Source organism: Bacillus sp. L381 (assembly GCF_030284525.1).
Classification (GTDB): Bacteria; Bacillota; Bacilli; order Bacillales; family Bacillaceae; genus Bacillus; species Bacillus amyloliquefaciens.
In genome coordinates, this window is record NZ_CP127224.1 from 2,542,442 (window position 1) to 2,560,616 (window position 18,175).

Annotated in this window: 20 protein-coding genes and 2 other annotated features (1 of these 22 only partly in view); all 20 genes read right to left on the minus strand. The window is 47.0% G+C overall.

Annotated features, from left to right (window positions below; all coding sequences use genetic code 11):
* Positions 1 to 13: 13 nt before the first annotated feature.
* The 20 genes from pheA to QRX25_RS13065 all read right to left on the minus strand — a co-directional run bounded on the left by pheA (position 14) and on the right by QRX25_RS13065 (position 17,985).
* Positions 14 to 871 carry a prephenate dehydratase gene (gene pheA, locus QRX25_RS12970; protein WP_065981985.1) on the minus strand — a complete coding sequence of 286 codons (858 nt, stop codon included), beginning with the start codon at positions 869 to 871 and terminating at the stop codon, positions 14 to 16.
* A gap of 15 nt (positions 872 to 886) precedes the next feature.
* Positions 887 to 1,330 carry a transcriptional regulator ThrR gene (gene thrR, locus QRX25_RS12975; protein ID WP_007408173.1) on the minus strand — a complete coding sequence of 148 codons (444 nt, stop codon included), beginning with the start codon at positions 1,328 to 1,330 and terminating at the stop codon, positions 887 to 889.
* 53 nt (positions 1,331 to 1,383) lie between these two features.
* Positions 1,384 to 2,670: a GTPase ObgE gene (gene obgE / locus QRX25_RS12980; RefSeq protein WP_065522665.1), complete on the minus strand. Its 1,287-nt coding sequence runs from the start codon at positions 2,668 to 2,670 to the stop codon at positions 1,384 to 1,386.
* A gap of 31 nt (positions 2,671 to 2,701) precedes the next feature.
* Entirely contained in the window at positions 2,702 to 3,280 is a 579-nt protein-coding gene (gene spo0B, locus QRX25_RS12985) for a sporulation initiation phosphotransferase Sop0B (protein WP_013353055.1), read from the minus strand.
* Between the two features lie 316 nt (positions 3,281 to 3,596).
* A complete protein-coding gene (gene rpmA / locus QRX25_RS12990) occupies positions 3,597 to 3,881 on the minus strand; it encodes a 50S ribosomal protein L27 (protein WP_003152662.1) in 285 nt (94 codons plus the stop codon).
* 12 nt (positions 3,882 to 3,893) lie between these two features.
* Positions 3,894 to 4,235, minus strand: a complete 342-nt coding sequence (locus tag QRX25_RS12995; protein WP_038462961.1) for a ribosomal-processing cysteine protease Prp — start codon at positions 4,233 to 4,235, stop codon at positions 3,894 to 3,896.
* Between the two features lie 2 nt (positions 4,236 to 4,237).
* A complete protein-coding gene (rplU, locus tag QRX25_RS13000; RefSeq protein WP_003152660.1) occupies positions 4,238 to 4,546 on the minus strand; it encodes a 50S ribosomal protein L21 in 309 nt (102 codons plus the stop codon).
* Between the two features lie 13 nt (positions 4,547 to 4,559).
* Positions 4,560 to 4,634, minus strand: a sequence feature (ribosomal protein L21 leader region).
* A gap of 56 nt (positions 4,635 to 4,690) precedes the next feature.
* Positions 4,691 to 5,557, minus strand: a complete 867-nt coding sequence (locus QRX25_RS13005) for a site-2 protease family protein (RefSeq protein ID WP_212098545.1) — start codon at positions 5,555 to 5,557, stop codon at positions 4,691 to 4,693.
* Positions 5,550 to 6,353, minus strand: coding sequence for a M23 family metallopeptidase (locus tag QRX25_RS13010; RefSeq protein ID WP_212098547.1), 804 nt, complete (start codon positions 6,351 to 6,353; stop codon positions 5,550 to 5,552). The genes QRX25_RS13005 and QRX25_RS13010 overlap by 8 nt, the downstream gene beginning before the upstream one ends.
* 128 nt (positions 6,354 to 6,481) lie before the next feature.
* Positions 6,482 to 7,285 (minus strand): septum site-determining protein MinD, encoded by an 804-nt coding sequence (gene minD, locus QRX25_RS13015; RefSeq protein ID WP_003152655.1) that lies wholly within the window; start codon positions 7,283 to 7,285, stop codon positions 6,482 to 6,484.
* 2 nt (positions 7,286 to 7,287) lie between these two features.
* On the minus strand, positions 7,288 to 7,968 hold the full coding sequence (gene minC / locus QRX25_RS13020; RefSeq protein WP_212098550.1) for a septum site-determining protein MinC: 681 nt from the start codon (positions 7,966 to 7,968) through the stop codon (positions 7,288 to 7,290).
* A gap of 53 nt (positions 7,969 to 8,021) precedes the next feature.
* Entirely contained in the window at positions 8,022 to 8,540 is a 519-nt protein-coding gene (gene mreD / locus QRX25_RS13025; RefSeq protein WP_212098553.1) for a rod shape-determining protein MreD, read from the minus strand.
* Positions 8,537 to 9,400: a rod shape-determining protein MreC gene (gene mreC, locus QRX25_RS13030; protein WP_007408166.1), complete on the minus strand. Its 864-nt coding sequence runs from the start codon at positions 9,398 to 9,400 to the stop codon at positions 8,537 to 8,539. Before mreC ends, mreD begins: the two co-directional genes overlap by 4 nt.
* A 30-nt stretch (positions 9,401 to 9,430) precedes the next feature.
* Positions 9,431 to 10,444 carry a cell shape-determining protein MreB gene (gene mreB, locus QRX25_RS13035; RefSeq protein WP_013353062.1) on the minus strand — a complete coding sequence of 338 codons (1,014 nt, stop codon included), beginning with the start codon at positions 10,442 to 10,444 and terminating at the stop codon, positions 9,431 to 9,433.
* A gap of 91 nt (positions 10,445 to 10,535) precedes the next feature.
* Complete coding sequence (radC, locus tag QRX25_RS13040) at positions 10,536 to 11,231, minus strand: RadC family protein (RefSeq protein ID WP_065981989.1); 696 nt, start codon at positions 11,229 to 11,231, stop codon at positions 10,536 to 10,538.
* 31 nt (positions 11,232 to 11,262) lie between these two features.
* Positions 11,263 to 11,832, minus strand: coding sequence for a Maf family protein (locus QRX25_RS13045; RefSeq protein WP_212098556.1), 570 nt, complete (start codon positions 11,830 to 11,832; stop codon positions 11,263 to 11,265).
* Between the two features lie 141 nt (positions 11,833 to 11,973).
* Complete coding sequence (locus QRX25_RS13050; protein WP_212098559.1) at positions 11,974 to 12,975, minus strand: SPOR domain-containing protein; 1,002 nt, start codon at positions 12,973 to 12,975, stop codon at positions 11,974 to 11,976.
* A 126-nt stretch (positions 12,976 to 13,101) separates the two neighbouring features.
* Positions 13,102 to 13,854 carry a prepilin peptidase gene (locus tag QRX25_RS13055; RefSeq protein ID WP_212098562.1) on the minus strand — a complete coding sequence of 251 codons (753 nt, stop codon included), beginning with the start codon at positions 13,852 to 13,854 and terminating at the stop codon, positions 13,102 to 13,104.
* Between the two features lie 137 nt (positions 13,855 to 13,991).
* Positions 13,992 to 15,284, minus strand: a complete 1,293-nt coding sequence (locus QRX25_RS13060; protein WP_212098564.1) for a bifunctional folylpolyglutamate synthase/dihydrofolate synthase — start codon at positions 15,282 to 15,284, stop codon at positions 13,992 to 13,994.
* 58 nt (positions 15,285 to 15,342) lie between these two features.
* Positions 15,343 to 17,985 carry a valine--tRNA ligase gene (locus tag QRX25_RS13065; RefSeq protein WP_212098567.1) on the minus strand — a complete coding sequence of 881 codons (2,643 nt, stop codon included), beginning with the start codon at positions 17,983 to 17,985 and terminating at the stop codon, positions 15,343 to 15,345.
* Positions 17,986 to 18,043: 58 nt separating this feature from the next.
* Positions 18,044 to 18,175, minus strand: a binding site (T-box leader) (it continues 90 nt past the right edge of the window).

The window sequence follows — 18,175 nt, forward strand, 5'->3', positions numbered from 1 at the left end:
GAAAGGGCTTTTTTTATATGGAATAGGATTGATATGTTCCCAGAAGCTTGACCCGACAGCCGAGGGCTTCCATCTCTTGAACGGCACCGGGAATCAGCACCTGATCCATCGCCTGTTCAATATCAATAATAAAGAAATAGTTGCCGAGACCCGTTTTTGTCGGGCGCGATTCGATCTTTGATAAATTCAGGTTTCTCCATGAAAAAGCCGACAGCACCCTGTGCAGCGCGCCTGATTGGTCATCTTGGGGAAGCGTCACCATCATCGTCGTTTTTGGTCGTGAAGACAGTTTGGCACTCACTTCAAATGAAACGTCTTTTTCAGGTGAAAGAATGACAAACCTCGTGTGGTTGTCCTGATAATCCTGAATGTCCCGCTTCACGATGCGCAATCCGTATGTAGCAGCCGCCATTTCATTTGCAATCACGCCGATCGGAAGTTCCGGATGCTCACTCACATACTTGGCAGCCGCACCTGTTGACTTCGCATACTCATAAGGAACGGACGAAAAATGCCGATGAAGAAATTTGTGACATTGTGCAATCGCATGTGAATGAGAATAAATTTTCTCAAGCTGTTTCCACTCATTTTCTTTCGAAGGGTGAACGAGCAGGTGCTGGTGGATCGGCAGCGTCATTTCCCCCACGATCGCAAGGGGCTGCTCATGAATTAAATAGTCAATCGTTAAGTTAACAGAGCCCTCCAGCGCGTTTTCCAAGGGAACAAACGCAAGATCAACTTCTCCCGCAACCGCCGCATCCATGCATGCCGGTATTGTATGATAAGGTGCTTGTGTCACGCTGTTTTGAAAGCAGGAACTGACTGCTAGATGTGTAAATGTGGCTTCTGGCCCTAAATAACCGACTTTCATGTTTCTCTTCTCTCCTTACGCGCCTGACCCTAAGATCTCAACTTTTTCTATAAAATCAAATTTTCTCAGTTTATTCATTAACGTATGAATGTTTTCTTCCATTGCGGACGTGCTGATTGAGAGCGTGACATTCGCCCTGCCCTGAAGCGGAATCGTCTGGTGAATGGAAAGCACGTTGCTTCCTGAGTCAGCCACCGCCTGCAAAAGCTGGGATAATGCGCCTGACCGATCCTCCAAATGAAAGAAAAGTGTGATTATTTGTTCTTTAACCATGGTGTAAAAAGGGAAAACCGCATCTCGGTATTTGTAAAAAGCGCTTCTGCTTAAATCGACTTTCTGCACGGCATCTGCAACCGATTCAGCCTTTTTTCTGTCCAGCAGCTTTTTGACTTCAAGGGTTTTCCGCATCGCATCAGGCAGAACGTCTTCACGCACTAAATAAAATGTCTCTTCTTTCACCTGCACCCCTCCCTCTTACATCAGAGAGCCTGCATCGCAAGCTCTCCGTCTTTTTAATCAATAAATTCAAATTCAAATTCAAGAAGCCGGATGATATCGCCATCTTTAGCACCGCGTTCTCTGAGCGCTTCATCAACGCCCATTCCGCGCATCTGTCTTGCAAAACGCTTGACGGATTCATCACGGGAGAAGTCAGTCATTTTAAAGAGGCGTTCCAGGCTGTCACCCGAAAGCACAAATGCACCGTCCGGATCACGGGTAATGTTAAATGGAATTTCTTCGTCTTCCATCGTGTACATCACGCGGTTTTCCGCCAGCTCTTCTTCATCATAGAGCGGGAATTCAGGCGTTGTTTCCAGCTGGTTGGCGACTTCAAACAGAAGATCGCGAAGCCCTTCTCTTGTCACCGCGCTGATCGGGAAGACAGGGTGGTCATCCTGAAGCTTTTCTTTAAACGCTTTAAGATTTTCAGCCGCCTCAGGCATGTCCATTTTATTCGCAACGATAATTTGCGGGCGCTCCGTCAGCCGCAGGTTATATTCACTGAGCTCCTGATTTATGGTCACATAATCCTCATACGGATCACGGCCTTCCATCGCTGACATGTCAATGACGTGAACGATGACGCGCGTCCGTTCGATATGACGGAGAAATTGGTGGCCTAAGCCGACCCCTTCGTGCGCCCCTTCAATCAGGCCGGGCAGATCCGCCATGACGAAGCTTCTTCCGTCATCTGTTTCCACCATGCCCAGATTCGGAACAAGCGTTGTAAAATGATAATCGGCGATTTTCGGCTTTGCTGATGAAACGACAGACAGAAGCGTAGATTTTCCGACGCTCGGGAAGCCGACGAGACCTACGTCTGCAAGCACCTTCAGTTCAAGCACGATATAGCGCTCTTTTCCGGGCTCTCCGTGCTCTGACAGCTGCGGTGCCGGGTTGGCCGGTGTCGCAAAGCGGGTATTCCCGCGTCCGCCGCGTCCGCCTTTTGCGATGACGGCGCGCTGTCCGTGTTCAGTCAGATCGGCAATGACCTGTTTTGTGTCGTCATCTGTCACGACTGTACCGGGGGGAACTTTAACAACCATATCTTCCGCGTTTCTGCCGTGCTGATTTTTAGACATGCCGTGCTCGCCGCGTATCGCTTTGAAATGCCGCTGATACCGGAAGTCCATAAGCGTGCGCAGTCCTTCGTCCACCTCAAAAATGACGTCGCCTCCATTGCCTCCGTCACCGCCGGCAGGACCGCCTTTCGGCACGTATTTTTCACGGCGGAACGCAACCATTCCGTTACCGCCGTCGCCGCCTTTTACATATACTTTCACCTGATCTACAAACATAATTTCCTCCGTTCTAAACCGTAAAAAACCGCTAGTTCATTCCAATTTCGGCCACACATTCATGGCCGGTCAGCTCAAATTGCATGACATCAAAGTCCTCATACCGGGATTTGCGAAATTCATCAAACACATCTGCATTAGCAATCGTTCCATGAAAATCGAGATATACAATAAGCTGTCTGTCAGGGTGATCCGTCTGCAGCGATACGGTCAGATGATTTTCACTTTCATTGCTTACCGCCAGCCCGAACAGATGAAACAGTTTTCTCATCAGGTTCGACAGCTTTTGATCATATGCCGATAAATCTTTTATTTCTCCGAGCACTTCGTATTCGAGCCTCATATAACGGGACTTCCAATTAAATGTCAAAAAGTCAAACGCCAAGTGCGGGGTTTTCAGGTTTGAGAGCTTTGATTCGTGTTTTGCATCTATGACCATTTCGTCAATTATTTCAACGACCCTGTCATACTTCTGCAAACTTAAGTTTCCTTTTATCAGCTGCAGCTTATTCATCCAATCATGACGGAAATGACCCATTAATTGGATCAGCTCATTGATCAGAGCCGCCTCGCTTACTGGTTCTTCTTGTTTCTTCGATACATCCTTCATTTTCGCACTCCCAATCGTTTTATTTCTTTTTAGGAGTCTTGATAAGTGTGTACTATGAATTATAACAGAGAAGGCTTTGTTAGAAAAACACTTGTTTTTCCTGGTTCATCATGTTCCTTTTTCGGATCGCATGCATGCGGATGCCAGGCAGAAACATTTTTGGTATCACTGCTTGGGGAACATATCCAGTGGGTATGAGAAGCTGATGTCCTCATTCAAGGCGGGGTTCACTCACGCGTCCTCTGCTTTTCATTCTTGATGTTACTCCGCTTACTGCAAAAAAAACTCCAGTCAACGACCGGAGTTTTTTGTGTCATTATTGAGCTACAGGATATACGCTCACTTTTTTGCGGTCACGTCCGAAACGTTCGAATTTAACAGTTCCGTCGATTTTAGCAAAAAGAGTGTCATCTCCTCCGCGGCCCACGTTTTCACCTGGGTAGATTTTCGTTCCGCGTTGACGGTAAAGGATAGATCCGCCTGTTACGAATTGACCGTCTGCACGTTTAGCGCCTAAACGTTTAGATTCAGAGTCACGTCCGTTCTTTGTAGAACCTACACCTTTTTTAGAAGCGAAAAACTGAAGATCTAATCTAAGCATGTAACTCACCTCCTATATTTGGTTTGCAGTCAACCGTAAGTGTTCACTGTAATCCCGTTCGATCGTTTCAAGAGAAACAATCATGCCTTCAATCAGCAGCTGCGCTTTTTGCAAAGCTTCCTGATCAGCGGATTCAGGGAATTCAAAGTAGAAATAACCCCCGTCCTCGCCTATATCAAGAATCGGTTCGAGAGGAGCCAGCGCGATAACCGCATTGACCGCTCCGAAAACGACAGCCGTAACCCCGGCGCAAACGAGATCTCGTCCATGTTCAGCAAAATCGGCATGTCCCGTCATTTCAAAGGACAAAATGCCCCCGTCATTCCGGGATCTTCGAATTGTTGCCTCAATCATGCTTACGCGTTGATTTTTTCGATTGTCAATTTAGTATAAGGCTGACGATGACCTTGTTTTTTATGAACATTTTTCTTTGGCTTGTAACGGAAAACGGTGATTTTTTTCGCACGGCCTTGTTTTTCAACTTTAGCTGTAACTGTCGCGCCTGCAACTGTTGGGTTGCCGACTTTCACGCTGTCTCCGCCAACAAACAATACGTCTTCAAACGTCACTGTTTCACCTGCTTCAGCAGCAAGTTTTTCGATGTAAACAGTTTGACCTTCTTCAACTTTGATTTGTTTTCCGCCTGTTTTAATGATTGCGTACATTCTCTGCACCTCCTATTAGACTAAGACTCGCCAGCAGCAGGGGGCTTTAAAAGCTCTTATCACCTGTACTGAGCGGTTGTAGCATTGGTGCTACATCCATAACATTAAAAAATATATCAGAACCAAAAGGATATGTCAATCTATTTAGTAAGGCAGCAGCAAGTCTTCCATTGAGGAATCAGTCCGCTTATCGGCAAAATATGCATGAAGCACTTCATTTTCATCAAGCTGGCTGAGCTTCTCGCCGGCTTTCTCAATGATAATGGGGTGCTTGCATCCCCGTTTGAATTCAGCCATGACATGCTTTACTTTGGCATCGGCCGCGACCGTCAAAGGATGCAGCATGGCGACATCGCGGTTTTTGCCGTAATATCTCTCTAAAAGAAACCTCAGCTGAATATAATGCCGCTTTCGGTATTCATCCCATAAGGAAGCGGCGAGAAAGACGAACAGCACCCATGCACTGACCTGCAGGGGGACGGCCAGTACAATCCAGCAGCAGAGCAAAAGCGCGGAAACGGCCGAAGTCTGCAGGCTGAGGAGATGCGCTTTTTGAAAAGCCATTTGTTTAGAAAAGTATAAGAACACGAACTTTCCGCCGTCAAGCGGCCAGATCGGCAACAGATTGATCAAAAGAATGGAGAGATTATAAAAGGTAAACATCTCAAATGTCTGCTGACTTGCAAATCCGGAGATGAAAAGGAGCCAAGCTGCCGCCTGAAGCCATACGTGCTGAAGCGGGCCCGCCAGAATGACAGCAAATTCTTCTTTCAGCGGCCGGTTTCCGTGCTCTTCCACCTCAACCATCCCGCCGAAAGGGAGCAAAAAGACGCGTTTAATGCGCCACGAAAAAAACACAGCCAGAGCAGCATGCCCCAGCTCATGAACGGATACGACCAGCAAAAGACACAGCAGCGCTTTGATGTGCCCCGTCAGAAAACCAAGCCCCATGATAATCCAAAGAAAAGGATGGACATGAATTTTGAAAAGAAGGCTGAGCCATTTATTCATCAAATGTGATCACCTGGATCGGATCTATGAATTTATCGCCATCCTGAATCGCGAAATAGTACTGGCCTTTACCTTTATCGCTGAGCTTGATCGAACCGATCTTCTTCCCTTTATCGACAAAGTCATACAATGATACGTCAACATCTTTGAGCCGGCCGTAAATGCTGCTGGTATTGTCGGCATGCTGCACCTTCACCGTCAGCCCTGTTTTTTTATCTTTGCTCACTTCCATAATGTACCCTTCTTTTACGCTGTCAATGGTTTCACTGGCCGTTTCGACAACGACGCCTTCTCCGTTATTTTGAAAGTTCTGCTGGATTTTCCCCGCGGCAGGAACGGCCATCTCCTGGCTGACCGCCACCTGACCGTCTTTCTTTTTTGTTCCCGGAGTGAGAAATGCGAGCGGGTTTCCGAAGGAGGATACAAACCAATTGTTTACGGCAGCAAACTGAAATTCTTTTTGAAAAGTCTGTGCGATCGCCGGTTTGATCTGACTCAGCGGCTGTTTGTCAGTTTTATAGGCGATAGCGGAAACCAGCACGAGACAGGCGGCCAGCAGGCATTTTAAAATAATAGAATTAGCGCTGATCAATGGATGCCGTCCGTTGAATTCGGGCGGATGTTCCGTTTGATATTCATAGTCCGGAAGAAGCCCGTGCTTTTCCTGCTCCTTGGACGTCTGCCATGCGGGAGGCTTCTGCGTCTGGGCGTTATGAACGAAAGTCCGTTTTGATTCTGGGCGCGGTTTTCTCCTTTTGGCCAGTCTTTTTCTAATTTCATCAGCTCTGTGACTCATCGCTATCATCCTTTGCAATCGTTGGGTTTGTACATCCTATGCCTTGTCCATTGCAAATATGCGCCCTGTTGAAAAACAAAAAAGACCTGATAAGCTGGGCTTCATCAGATCTTTGTATTCTAGTATATTTATGATCGCACACCGAAAAATGACTTAATTTTCGCCATCATCCCTTTTTGCTGCTCTTCAAGCACCTGCAAAGGAACGGATTCTCCTAAAATGCGCCGGGCGATATTGCGGTAAGCAATGCTGGCGCGGTTTTTGGAATTCATGGCAATCGGTTCGCCGATATTTGAAGCTCTGATCACTTCATCATCGTCAGCAACGATTCCGAGGAGATCAATAGACAGATGATGAACAACCTCATCCACATCCATCGTATCACCGTTTTTCACCAGGTGATTTCTGATGCGGTTGACGATGAGGCGCGGCGGTTCGATATCTTCCTGCTCCAAAAGTCCGATAATGCGGTCAGCGTCCCGCACCGCTGATATTTCCGGCGTCGTCACCACAATCGCCTTATCAGCTCCGGAAACGGCATTTTTATAGCCTTGTTCAATTCCGGCCGGACAATCAATAATGACGTAATCAAATTCCTGCTTAAGCTCCTGCACAAGCGATTTGATCTGCTCAGGGACAACAGCCGTTTTGTCGCTTGTCTGGGCAGCCGGCATTAAATGAAGCAGATCATCAAAACGTTTGTCTTTGACAAGCGCCTGATGCGTCTTGCATCTGCCTTCAATTACATCTACTAAGTCGTAAATAATTCTGTTTTCAAGACCCATTACGACATCAAGGTTGCGCAGTCCGATATCTGTGTCTACCAAACAGACGCGCTTCCCTAAAATGGCTAAGGCGGTACCGAGGTTTGCAGATGTTGTTGTTTTACCTACTCCGCCTTTTCCCGAAGTTATTACGATAGCCTCACCCAATTTCACATTCCTCCCTCAAGCCTTGTTAGATCAGGTCTTAAATGAGCCAATTGCTGAAGGCGTTCAATGACCATATTTCCGTCAGTATCTAAATAAGCACATTCCATGTCGTTCCCTTTTTGAATGTGGTCTGGGGAGCGATTTAACACGTGATTGATCCTCAATTGTGTCGGCATCATTTCGGATGCGGCGATCACAGCCCGGTTATTTCCGTTATAACCCGCATGGGCAATCCCTTTTAATGAACCGAGAACAAATATATTTCCTCCGGCTCTGATCGTACCGCCGGGATTCACATCTCCGATTAAAAGCAAATCTCCCGTCACGTGAAGCACCTGACCTGAACGGACAATTTTAGAAACAGAAACAATTTCCTGCTCCTCTTTTATCCGTTGCGCTTCTTCTTTGGCGATGACTTCACTGTCGATTGAATGCACGACTAAATCTTTCTTTGACGCGATCAGTTCAGTAAGCTGCTCTGCCTGTTCCTGATACAGATACCGATGCCCGAGTTTAATATGAACACTGATTTTTTGGCCTTTGCCATCAGTATATTGTTCAATTGACAGCATATTTTGAAGACCATCGAGTAGCTCATCAAAAGAACACGCATCATCAAGATGTAATGTTAAGCCGTTTTTTGTTCCTTTTATTGTTACATATTGCTGCTTTTTGGTCTTCATCAATGTTCACCTCAACAACATACTCTTTTCGTCAAAAAAAGATAAAATCCTTTTTACTCATCTCTTAATTCTTTCTTCAGACTTATATAAAACAGCCTAAAGGGCAGGACTAATATAATGGCTCCCGCAATATTCAGCACAGCAGTCGGCAAAAACCGCTGAATGACAAAATCGTTAAACGTCATTGTGCCGCTGCGGATCAACGTCTGAATGCCAAAGACGTAAAATTCAAGCACACATACGCTCAGCACAGCGACCAGAATGACCATCAGGGCGTTTGTCTGCAGCACCTTAAACGCTTTGGCCGCCAGGTAGCATAAGCCGGCAAAACCAAACATATAAACGCCTAAAACACCCGTATAATTGATGTCATAAAGGAGCCCGAAAATGAAACCGTAGATCACCCCATGCTTTTGGTTGATATAAGCGGACATAAAAATCAGCGCGAGCAAAAGAAAGTGCGGAACGACCTGCTGCTCGTCGGAAACGAACGGAAAATGCACCAGATCTGTATAGATGCTTTCCGCACAAAAGACCACAATCATAATCAAAGGGAGAAGGAAACGTTTCACGATCCTTCCTCCCCTGTTGCTACGCTTCGGTTCACGACGATGACATGGTCGAGATCATACAGGTCCGCAGCCGGTTTCACGTAAGCGATTTTCGTCAGGCCGTACGCATCCGATTCTACATCTGTTACTTCACCGACCGTCAGCCCTTGAGGGAATACGCCGCCCGTTCCGGAGGTTTCCACAAGGTCGCCTTTTTTCACTTCACGTTTTTCATCCGGTTCAAGGATGGTCATTTTGAGAGTCTGCTTCTTTTTGTCATACCCCTCAATTAAACCGTAGCCTTTGCTTCCCTTTTTGCCGGAGATTTTGGTGGCCACTCTGTTATTGCGGTCAACATCACTCAGCAGCTGAACGGCGGATGTGAAACTGTTGAGTCCGCTGCTTTTGATCTTCCCGACAAGCGCACCCTTTTCGTTTGTGACAGCCATGTCCTTGGCCACTTTCTGCTTTGTTCCCTTATTGATCATGATCTGCTTGTACCATTGATCAGGATTTCTGGCGATAACGGTTGCTAAAATCGGATCATAGTCGGAAATCGATTTGACATGCCCGAGTTCATCACGCAGCTTCTTGTTTTCATCTTTGAGTTCTTGGAGCTTCGCTTCATATTGCGTCTGTCCGTCCAGCTTTTGTCTTAAGCGTTCGTTTTCTTTGTACGTGTTTTTCAGGTCTTTTATGTCCCCGAAGAACCCTGCAAAATACTCGGCAGGCGTGTGAAAAATATTTTGAAATACTCCCGTCGTATCACCGATCAGCTTTTCAGGCCAGGTGGTATTACGGCCGTTCTTCAGCGAGAATCCAATCATAGCCACCAATATGATAATACACAGAAGTAATAGCATTAACCGTTTGTTCGGCATCGTGATACACCTCTTCTATTTAACTCCTGATTATCTTGTTTTTCCTTTGAAAAGATGGATGTGCTCCAGTGCTTTTCCCGTGCCGATCGCAACACAATCCAGCGGATCTTCAGCGATAAGAACAGGCATTTTCGTTTCGTCGCTGATGACCTTGTCGAGATTGCGGAGCAGGGCGCCTCCCCCAGTTAACACAATACCTCTGTCCATAATGTCAGCGGCCAGCTCAGGCGGTGTTTTTTCAAGCGTGCTCTTCACCGCGTCAACAATTGAGAGAACTGTATCACGCAGCGCGTTTGCAATTTCCGTTGCCGTAATTTCGATCGTTTTCGGCAGACCTGTCAGGAGATCGCGGCCGCGGATTTCCATAGACGTATTTTCTTCACCGGTTTCCGCTGAGCCGATTTCCATTTTAATGGCTTCCGCCGTACGGTCACCAATCATCAGATTATATGTTTTTCTGATATAGCTGATGATTGAGTCGTCCATTTCGTCACCGGCTACGCGGATTGACTGAGACGTGACAATGCCTCCTAAAGAAATGATCGCCACTTCAGTTGTTCCGCCGCCGATATCAACGACCATGCTGCCCGTCGGCTCCCATACCGGAAGATTCGCGCCGATTGCTGCCGCAAACGGTTCTTCAATCGGATAAGCGTCACGTGCGCCAGCTTGTCTTGTCGCGTCGATAACCGCCCGTTCTTCAACGGCAGTAATACCTGACGGCACACACACCATAACGTACGGCTTTCTCGCAAACAATCCTTTATTTTTCACAGCCTGATTAATGTAGTATTTCATCATTGTCGCAGTTGTTTCATAATCAGCGATAACGCCGTCTTTCATCGGACGGAGCGCAACCACGTTGCCCGGAGTTCTTCCGATCATGTTTTTAGCATCGTTACCGACCGCAACGATTGATTTCGTATCCGTTTGCAGAGCAACCACTGACGGCTCTCTCACTACGATTCCTTTACCTTTAACAAACACAAGCGTATTCGCGGTTCCCAAATCTATACCAAGGTCTCTTGTACCAATTCCGAACATATGTATGTATCTTCCTTTCTTAAAGCAAAAATACCCTAAAGGGAAAAACTCATAAAATCTATTATATCTTAAATCAACGAAAAAAAAAGTGTTACAAATATCCTTTTTCCTTTAAACTCACAAATTTTTTGTCACCAATGACCAAATGATCCAGCAGCTCGATGCCGATTAAATTTCCGCACTCAAAAAGCCGTCTAGTTACTTCTATATCTTCCCTGCTCGGTGTGGGATCTCCTGAAGGATGATTGTGAACGCAAATGAAGGACGCGGCGGATCGTTTGAAAGCTTCTTTAAACACCTCCCGCGGGTGGACAATAGATGAATTCAGACTTCCGATAAAAACGGTGCGTTTATGAATGACTTGATTTTTGGTATTTAAATATAAACAGACAAAATGCTCCTGGGATAAAAAGCGCATATCCTCCATCACATACTTCGCCCCGTCTTCGGGAGAACGGATGACGCAATGCTCTCCGGCGGATGTCTTATGAATACGGCTCCCCAGCTCAATTGCAGCAAGGATCTGAACGGCTTTCACCGTGCCGATTCCGGGGATGCTGGAAAGCTCCTGGGCAGAAGCGCCTTTTAACAGACGCAGCCCGTCAAACGTCCTCAGCAGCCGGTGAGAGAGATTCATAACGGACTCATGTTTCGTTCCCGTCCTCAGCAGGATGGCGAGCAATTCATTGTTAGAAAGATGTTCGGCCCCACAGTGCAGAAGCCGCTCTCTCGGTTTTTCTTTTTCGGGGAAATCTCTTAATTTCAACGGCAGATCACGGATGATCAACCCCTCCTTGTTCCCCTTCCCGGTTTGAACATCAAGCTTTTATATTAAATTCTTTCAGGGCTCTCATTGTTTTAGCGACAGGAAGCCCGACGACAGAATAGAAATCACCGTCTATTTTTTTCACTAAAAGCGCGCCTTTTCCTTGGATGCCGTATGCACCTGCTTTATCCATCGGTTCTTTTGTTTCAATGTAGAGCTGTATTTCGTCTTCACTGAGCGGCCAAAACGTCACTTCCGTCTTGTCACAGAACGTTTCTTTCCGGTCATGCGTCTGAATGCTGACCGCCGTAATGACTTGATGGCTTCGGCCGGAAAGCCTCCGCAGCATGTGTGCCGCTTCTTCTCTGTCACGCGGTTTGCCGAGGCATTCACCGTCTATGCACACCATCGTGTCAGCCCCGATAACGACTGCATCGGGATTTTCGGCCAATACAGCACCGGCTTTTTGCTCGGCCAAACATTGGACGTTTTCTTCCGGCGAAAGGTTTCGATTTAATTTTTCATCTGTGCGGCTCGCAATAATGCTGTAAGGAATCTGAAGAAGATTAAGGAGTTCTTTTCTTCGCGGAGATTGTGATGCGAGTATTAAGCGTATTGTCATGATTGTCATCCTTTCAGGGTTTGCTTAAGAAAAAAAGATACTCGTCTATCCTACCAAATCAAACGGACAACCACAATTTCAGAAAAATAACTTTTTGATGACAAAATAAAAAATCCCGCCGCATGACGGGAGAAAGAAATATTATTTTACAACGCTTAAAAGCTCTTTCTGGGCTTTCCAGCCGGATTCGGAACCGGACGTTTCCAGTTCTTTCAGCGCTTGAAGGACGGCCTCTTTCTGCTTTTTGTCAGCGGCGGCTGCGCCATCTGCCGCTTTGGCTGCTTCAGCCACATCTGTTTTTGAAATATCTTTACCGGTAATTGCTTTGGCCGAGAGCTCAGATGCCTGTTTAAAAGAGTCTTCCAAGCCTGAATCGACCGCAAAGCTGAGCTCTTTTCCGCCCCATGCCTCAAAATCATGGTCTATCAACGCCTGACCCAATTGCTGTGATAAGCTTTTTTCCGCTGCAAGACCGGCGATCACGTATGTGTATCCGTCTTCTTTTGCCAAAGAGACGGCCGAGTAACCTTTTTCAGTCAGCTGGTCAACGAGCGTTTGCGCTCCTTTTTCTGATGAAAATTTTCCGGCCTGCACCGCATATGTTTTATAGTTTCCGCCTGACTCTTCCGTATTTCCTGTGCCGCTTGTTTCTTTTTTGTCTTTTGAAACATCCCCCGCTTTCACCGTCTGCCCTTGTGAACCTTTGTCGGCGGAAGCTGGAGCGGCGGCTTCTTTACTTCCCGACATATTTAAGGCGACGAGGCCGAGCCCGGTGCCTAAAACAGCCGCAACGGCAATTGTCGTGACCGCTTTTTTTACGGGAGAAGACGGCTGCTTCTTTTTCGGAAAATGAGGGCCTGCGTTTTTCTTTTGATATGGCGGGACAACTTTCGGATCATCTTCAAATACCTCATGATTCTTCTCATCATCCCAATTGAAATCTTCTTCCTTCGGATCTTCATGGGAAGCTGCGATCTCCTGCTCCGCCTTCTTTGTTTCTTCCCAATTTGAAAATGTGACGGTTTTCTCCCCGCCTTCTTTCACATCTTCTTGTCCATACATCGTTTCTTCTTTTCCGTTAATCGTTACTTTAAGGGCACTGTTTTTGGCTTTGCTGTTCTTTTTGCTCTTCCTTTTTTTCAACGTCTCTTCCCCCTTGCATTCGTCTTGGCCGTACCTTGAACTGATCATGGTTCACACTTTAGCATAGGCGAAAAAAAAAAGAACAAGACTTTTGTCGTCTTGTCCAAAAAACGTTCGCCAAATTTTTCAAGCTCCTCCGGAAGCGAGTTTGATGTAAAACGAAAACAGTTCATCACCGTATAAATAACTCACAGCGCTCCCGGCCGCGATGGCAGGCGCAAATGGGAAAGGCTGCTTTTTTCCAAGCCTGCCGCCCGCTGCGGCGCACATCCCGTATACGGCTCCGATTATAACGGAAAGAAAGAATGCAATGAGTACGAGCTTCACGCCCAGCGCAAGGCCGATCACCCCAAACAGTTTCACATCACCCGCACCGATGCCTCCTTTACTGACAAACATGATAAAAATAAGCAGAAAAAATCCGCAAACGGCTCCGGCAAACCCTGCATACCATGAATCCAGCGGAGAAAAAATACGGCCGACGATGAGAAGCGGCAGAAAAAACAGCAGAACCTTGTCAGGAATCAGCATATATTGCAGATCTGTCATGGTAACAATCATTAATAGAGACAGAAATAAAAGCGCGACTAACAGTTCTGTTGAGAAACCGAAATGAATACCGGCAGCCGTAAATAAACATGCCGTCCAGCATTCCGCCGCCGGATACATAATCGACAGCTTCCCATTGCAGTTTCTGCATCTCCCTTTTTGCAGGACATAAGAAACGACGGGCACCAGCTCACCCCAGGAGAGCGGCAAGCCGCAAAAGGAACAGGATGAGCGCGGCGAAATAACCGAGATTCGAAGCGGGATACGGCACGCTGCTGTATAAAAAAAAGAACCGAAAATCAAACCGAGCAAAAACAGAATCAAAAGCACTCAGACCACACCTTTTCTATCAATCTGGCTCAGATTGTAGCATAGAAAAAATCATGCCTGAAATGGCTGAAACTATATTTTCCTCATAAAACACCCGGCAAAACCGTAAAATGGTTTGCCGGGTATCCGAAGAGCTGTCAGATAAGCCGCTTTCTCATTTCTGAAATAAAATATAAGGACCCGGTAATGATGATGACATCATCCGCGCCGTCTTTTTGCTTAATCCATTCTGTCACACTGTCCGGGTTTTCATCGAAGCTTTTGTTCGCAAGACTGCTTGCATTGTAAAGGTCTTCTGCGCTTGAAGCACGCGGAAAATCAAATGAAATAAAATGAATGGAGTCTGCCTCGGTTTCAAGCTTTTTAATCATTTCCTGATACGGTTTGTCTTTTAATGCGCTGAATACGACATGGATGTTTTTATCAGCAAAGCGCTGCCTGATCGTTTCTGTCAGCGTTTCAACGCCCTCTTCGTTATGCGCACCGTCTGCAAATACTAAAGGACGGCTTTGAATCCGTTCAAATCGGCCCGGCCACGAAGCTTTTTTCAGACCGTTTCGCAATGCTTCTTCAGAAATGGCGGCGACTGTCAGGCGATTCAGCCATTCAGCGGCCAATATCGCCAATGCCGCATTCTGCCTTTGATGAATGCCGATCAGCGATGTTTGAATGTCATCATAGCATTTCGTTTCCGTTTCGAGCGAAAAGCTTTCACCGGACGGAAGCGCCGCTTCATTAAAAAGTCTGCACGTTTTATATAGCGACTGGCACGGAGCCTGCTTCTTTTCGGCTTCCGCTTCAATAACGCCGAGTGCTTCCGGCTGATTGACGCCTGTAATGACAGGAATGGATTTTTTGATAATACCGGCTTTCTGCCCGGCGATCTCCTCGATGGTATTTCCTAAAATCGCCATATGATCATGTCCGATACTTGTAATGACCGACAAGAGCGGTTGCACTATATTGGTTGAATCAAATGTGCCGCCCAGCCCCGCTTCAAAAATGACAAAATCGATATCATCCCGCTTCGCAAAATATAAAAATGCACACGCTGTAATGATTTCAAATTCTGTCGCCGTTCCGGCATCGGTCTTATCAAGCTCATCGACTATCGGTTTTATTTCATTAACGAGCGCTCTCCATTCCTCATCAGAAATCGGCGTGCCGTTGACGCTGATACGCTCATTGAACGTAATGATGTAAGGAGATGTGAATGTGCCGACCGTATAACCGGCTTCCTGAAGCACGGAACGGATAAAAGAGACGGTTGATCCTTTGCCGTTCGTGCCCGCCACATGAATGGCGCGGATGTTCTTTTCCGGGTGTTCCAATTTTTCCATCAGCCTTTCCATACGGAGAAGGCCCGGTTTAACGCCGAACTTGAGTCTGCCGTGAATCCAACTGATCGCTTCTTTGTACGTATTAAACAATGAAATCCCCTCTTTTATACGACAAGGCGGTTTCTTAGGAAACCGCCCCGCTGGTTTATCAGCCTTTCAGCTCTGCAATCCGCTGCCGGACAGCTTCGCGTTTTGCCGTGTAGTCTTTCTCTTTTGCGCGTTCTTCTTCAATGACATGCTCAGGAGCTTTTTTGATGAATCCTTCGTTGCCGAGTTTTTTCTGAACGCGTTCGACTTCTTTTGTCAGCTTGTCGAATTCTTTTTGCAGACGGGCGATTTCCTCATCAATGTTAATCAGCCCTTCAAGCGGCAGAATGACTTCCGCTCCAGTGACGACTGCTGTCATCGCTTTGTCTGCCGCAGTGATATCCGTCCCGATTTTCAGCGTGCTCGGATTCGTGAAACGCTCAACGTAAGAACGGTTCTTCTCTAGGCGGCCGGCAATGTCTTCCGTAGATGTTTTAATGTAAAGCTCAACCTGCTTACTCATCGGTGTGTTGACTTCGCTCCGGATATTGCGGACAGAACGGATTAATTCAACGAGCAGTTTCATATCAGCAGCCGCCTCTTTATCCGTATGTTCCGGCACCGGAACCGGCCAAGAGCTGATCGTGATTGACTCGCCTTCATGAGGAAGGTGCTGCCAGATTTCCTCCGTTAAGAACGGCATAAACGGGTGAAGAAGACGCATCGTTTGGTCAAGCACGTACGCCAGGACAGAGCGTGTTGTTTTCTTCGCCGCTTCATCATCACCGTACAGCGGAAGCTTCGCCATTTCAATGTACCAGTCGCACACATCGTCCCAGATAAAGTTATACAGGTGGCGTCCGACTTCTCCGAATTCATAACGGTCCGCAAGCTGTGTTACATCTTCAATCGTTTCATTCAGTCTTGTGAGAATCCACTTATCAGCAACTGATTTCTCCCCGGACAGATCAAGCTCGTCATACGTCATGCCATCCATGTTCATTAAGGCAAAACGGGAGGCGTTCCAAATTTTATTTGCGAAATTCCATGTGGATTCCACTTTTTCATAGCTGAAACGCAGATCCTGCCCCGGTGAACTTCCGGTTGCCAGGAAATAGCGGAGGGAATCCGCTCCGTACTTGTCGATGACATCCATCGGATCAACGCCGTTCCCAAGGGATTTACTCATTTTTCTGCCCTGCTCGTCACGGATTAAGCCGTGAATCAGCACGTCTTTGAACGGGCGCTCGCCGGTAAACTCAAGACCTTGGAAAATCATCCGGGATACCCAGAAGAAGATGATGTCATACCCTGTCACAAGAACATCGGTTGAGTAATACCGCTTAAAGTCTTCAGCGCTTTCATCAGGCCAGCCCATTGTGGAAAACGGCCACAGCGCGGAGCTGAACCATGTATCAAGCACGTCTGAATCCTGTTCCCAATTTTCGCTGTCTTCAGGCGCCTCAAGGCCGACATACACTTCTTTGGTTTCTTTATGATACCAAGCCGGGATGCGGTGGCCCCACCACAGCTGACGGGAAATACACCAATCACGGATGTTTTCCATCCAGTGGAGGTACGTTTTCTCGAAACGGTCAGGAACAAAGTGAACTTTCTCTTCTTTTGACTGAAGGTCAACCGCCGCATCTGCCAGCGGCTGCATTTTGACAAACCATTGTGTGGACAGGTACGGCTCAACAACGGCGCCGCTTCTCTCACTGTGGCCGACAGAATGCATATGGTCTTCGATTTTAAAGAGAACGCCTGCCTCCTGGAGATCTTTGACGAGTTTTTTGCGGCATTCAAACCGGTCCATGCCGTTATATTCGAGCGCTTTTTCATTCATTGTTCCGTCTTCATTCATGACGAGAATCCGCTCTAAATTGTGGCGGTTTCCGAGTTCAAAATCATTCGGGTCATGGGCTGGCGTGATTTTAACGGCACCTGATCCGAATTCCATATCAACATAATCATCGCCGACGATCGGAATTTCGCGGTTTGTAATCGGCAGAATCACCGTTTTGCCGATTAAGTGCTTGTAGCGCTCATCTTCAGGATGAACCGCGACAGCCGTGTCGCCAAGCATCGTTTCCGGACGGGTGGTCGCGATTTCAATTGAGCCTGAACCGTCTGCTAACGGATAGCGCAAATGATAAAACGCGCCCTGTACGTCTTTGTAAATCACTTCAATATCGGATAAAGCCGTTTTTGTGGCAGGGTCCCAGTTGATGATATATTCGCCTCTGTAAATCAAGCCTTTTTCGTACAATTTGACGAATACTTCACGCACGGCTTTGTTCAGCCCTTCATCAAGAGTGAAACGTTCGCGAGAATAATCGAGTCCAAGTCCCATTTTGGCCCATTGGCTGCGGATGAAATCAGCATACTCTTCCTTCCACTTCCATGTTTCTTCGAGAAATTTTTCGCGGCCAAGGTCATAACGGCTCGTGCCCTGTTCGCGGAGTTTCGCTTCGACTTTTGCCTGAGTGGCGATGCCGGCATGGTCCATCCCCGGAAGCCAGAGCACGTCATAGCCCTGCATGCGTTTCATACGCGTAACGATATCTTGCAGCGTCGTATCCCACGCATGACCGAGGTGCAGCCTGCCCGTCACGTTCGGCGGCGGAATGACGACAGAATACGGCTGTTTCGTTTGATCGCCGCCCGCTTCAAAGTATTTTCCTTTCAGCCAAAAATCATAGCGGCCTTTTTCAATCGCAGACGGATCATATTTTGTCGGCATTGTTTGTTCGTTTGTATCCATGATAACCCTCCAGCATGTTTAGAAATGGCTGAGCAACTAAAAAAGAGCCTTCATCCTGATAAAGGACGAAAAGCTCTTTCGCGGTACCACCTTTTTTCATGAACAGATCTGTTCATGCACTTAAACGGATAACGGGTGCGGCCCGAATTTCTCTACTGTATGTTCAAGAAATTATGCTCCCGGGCGACCT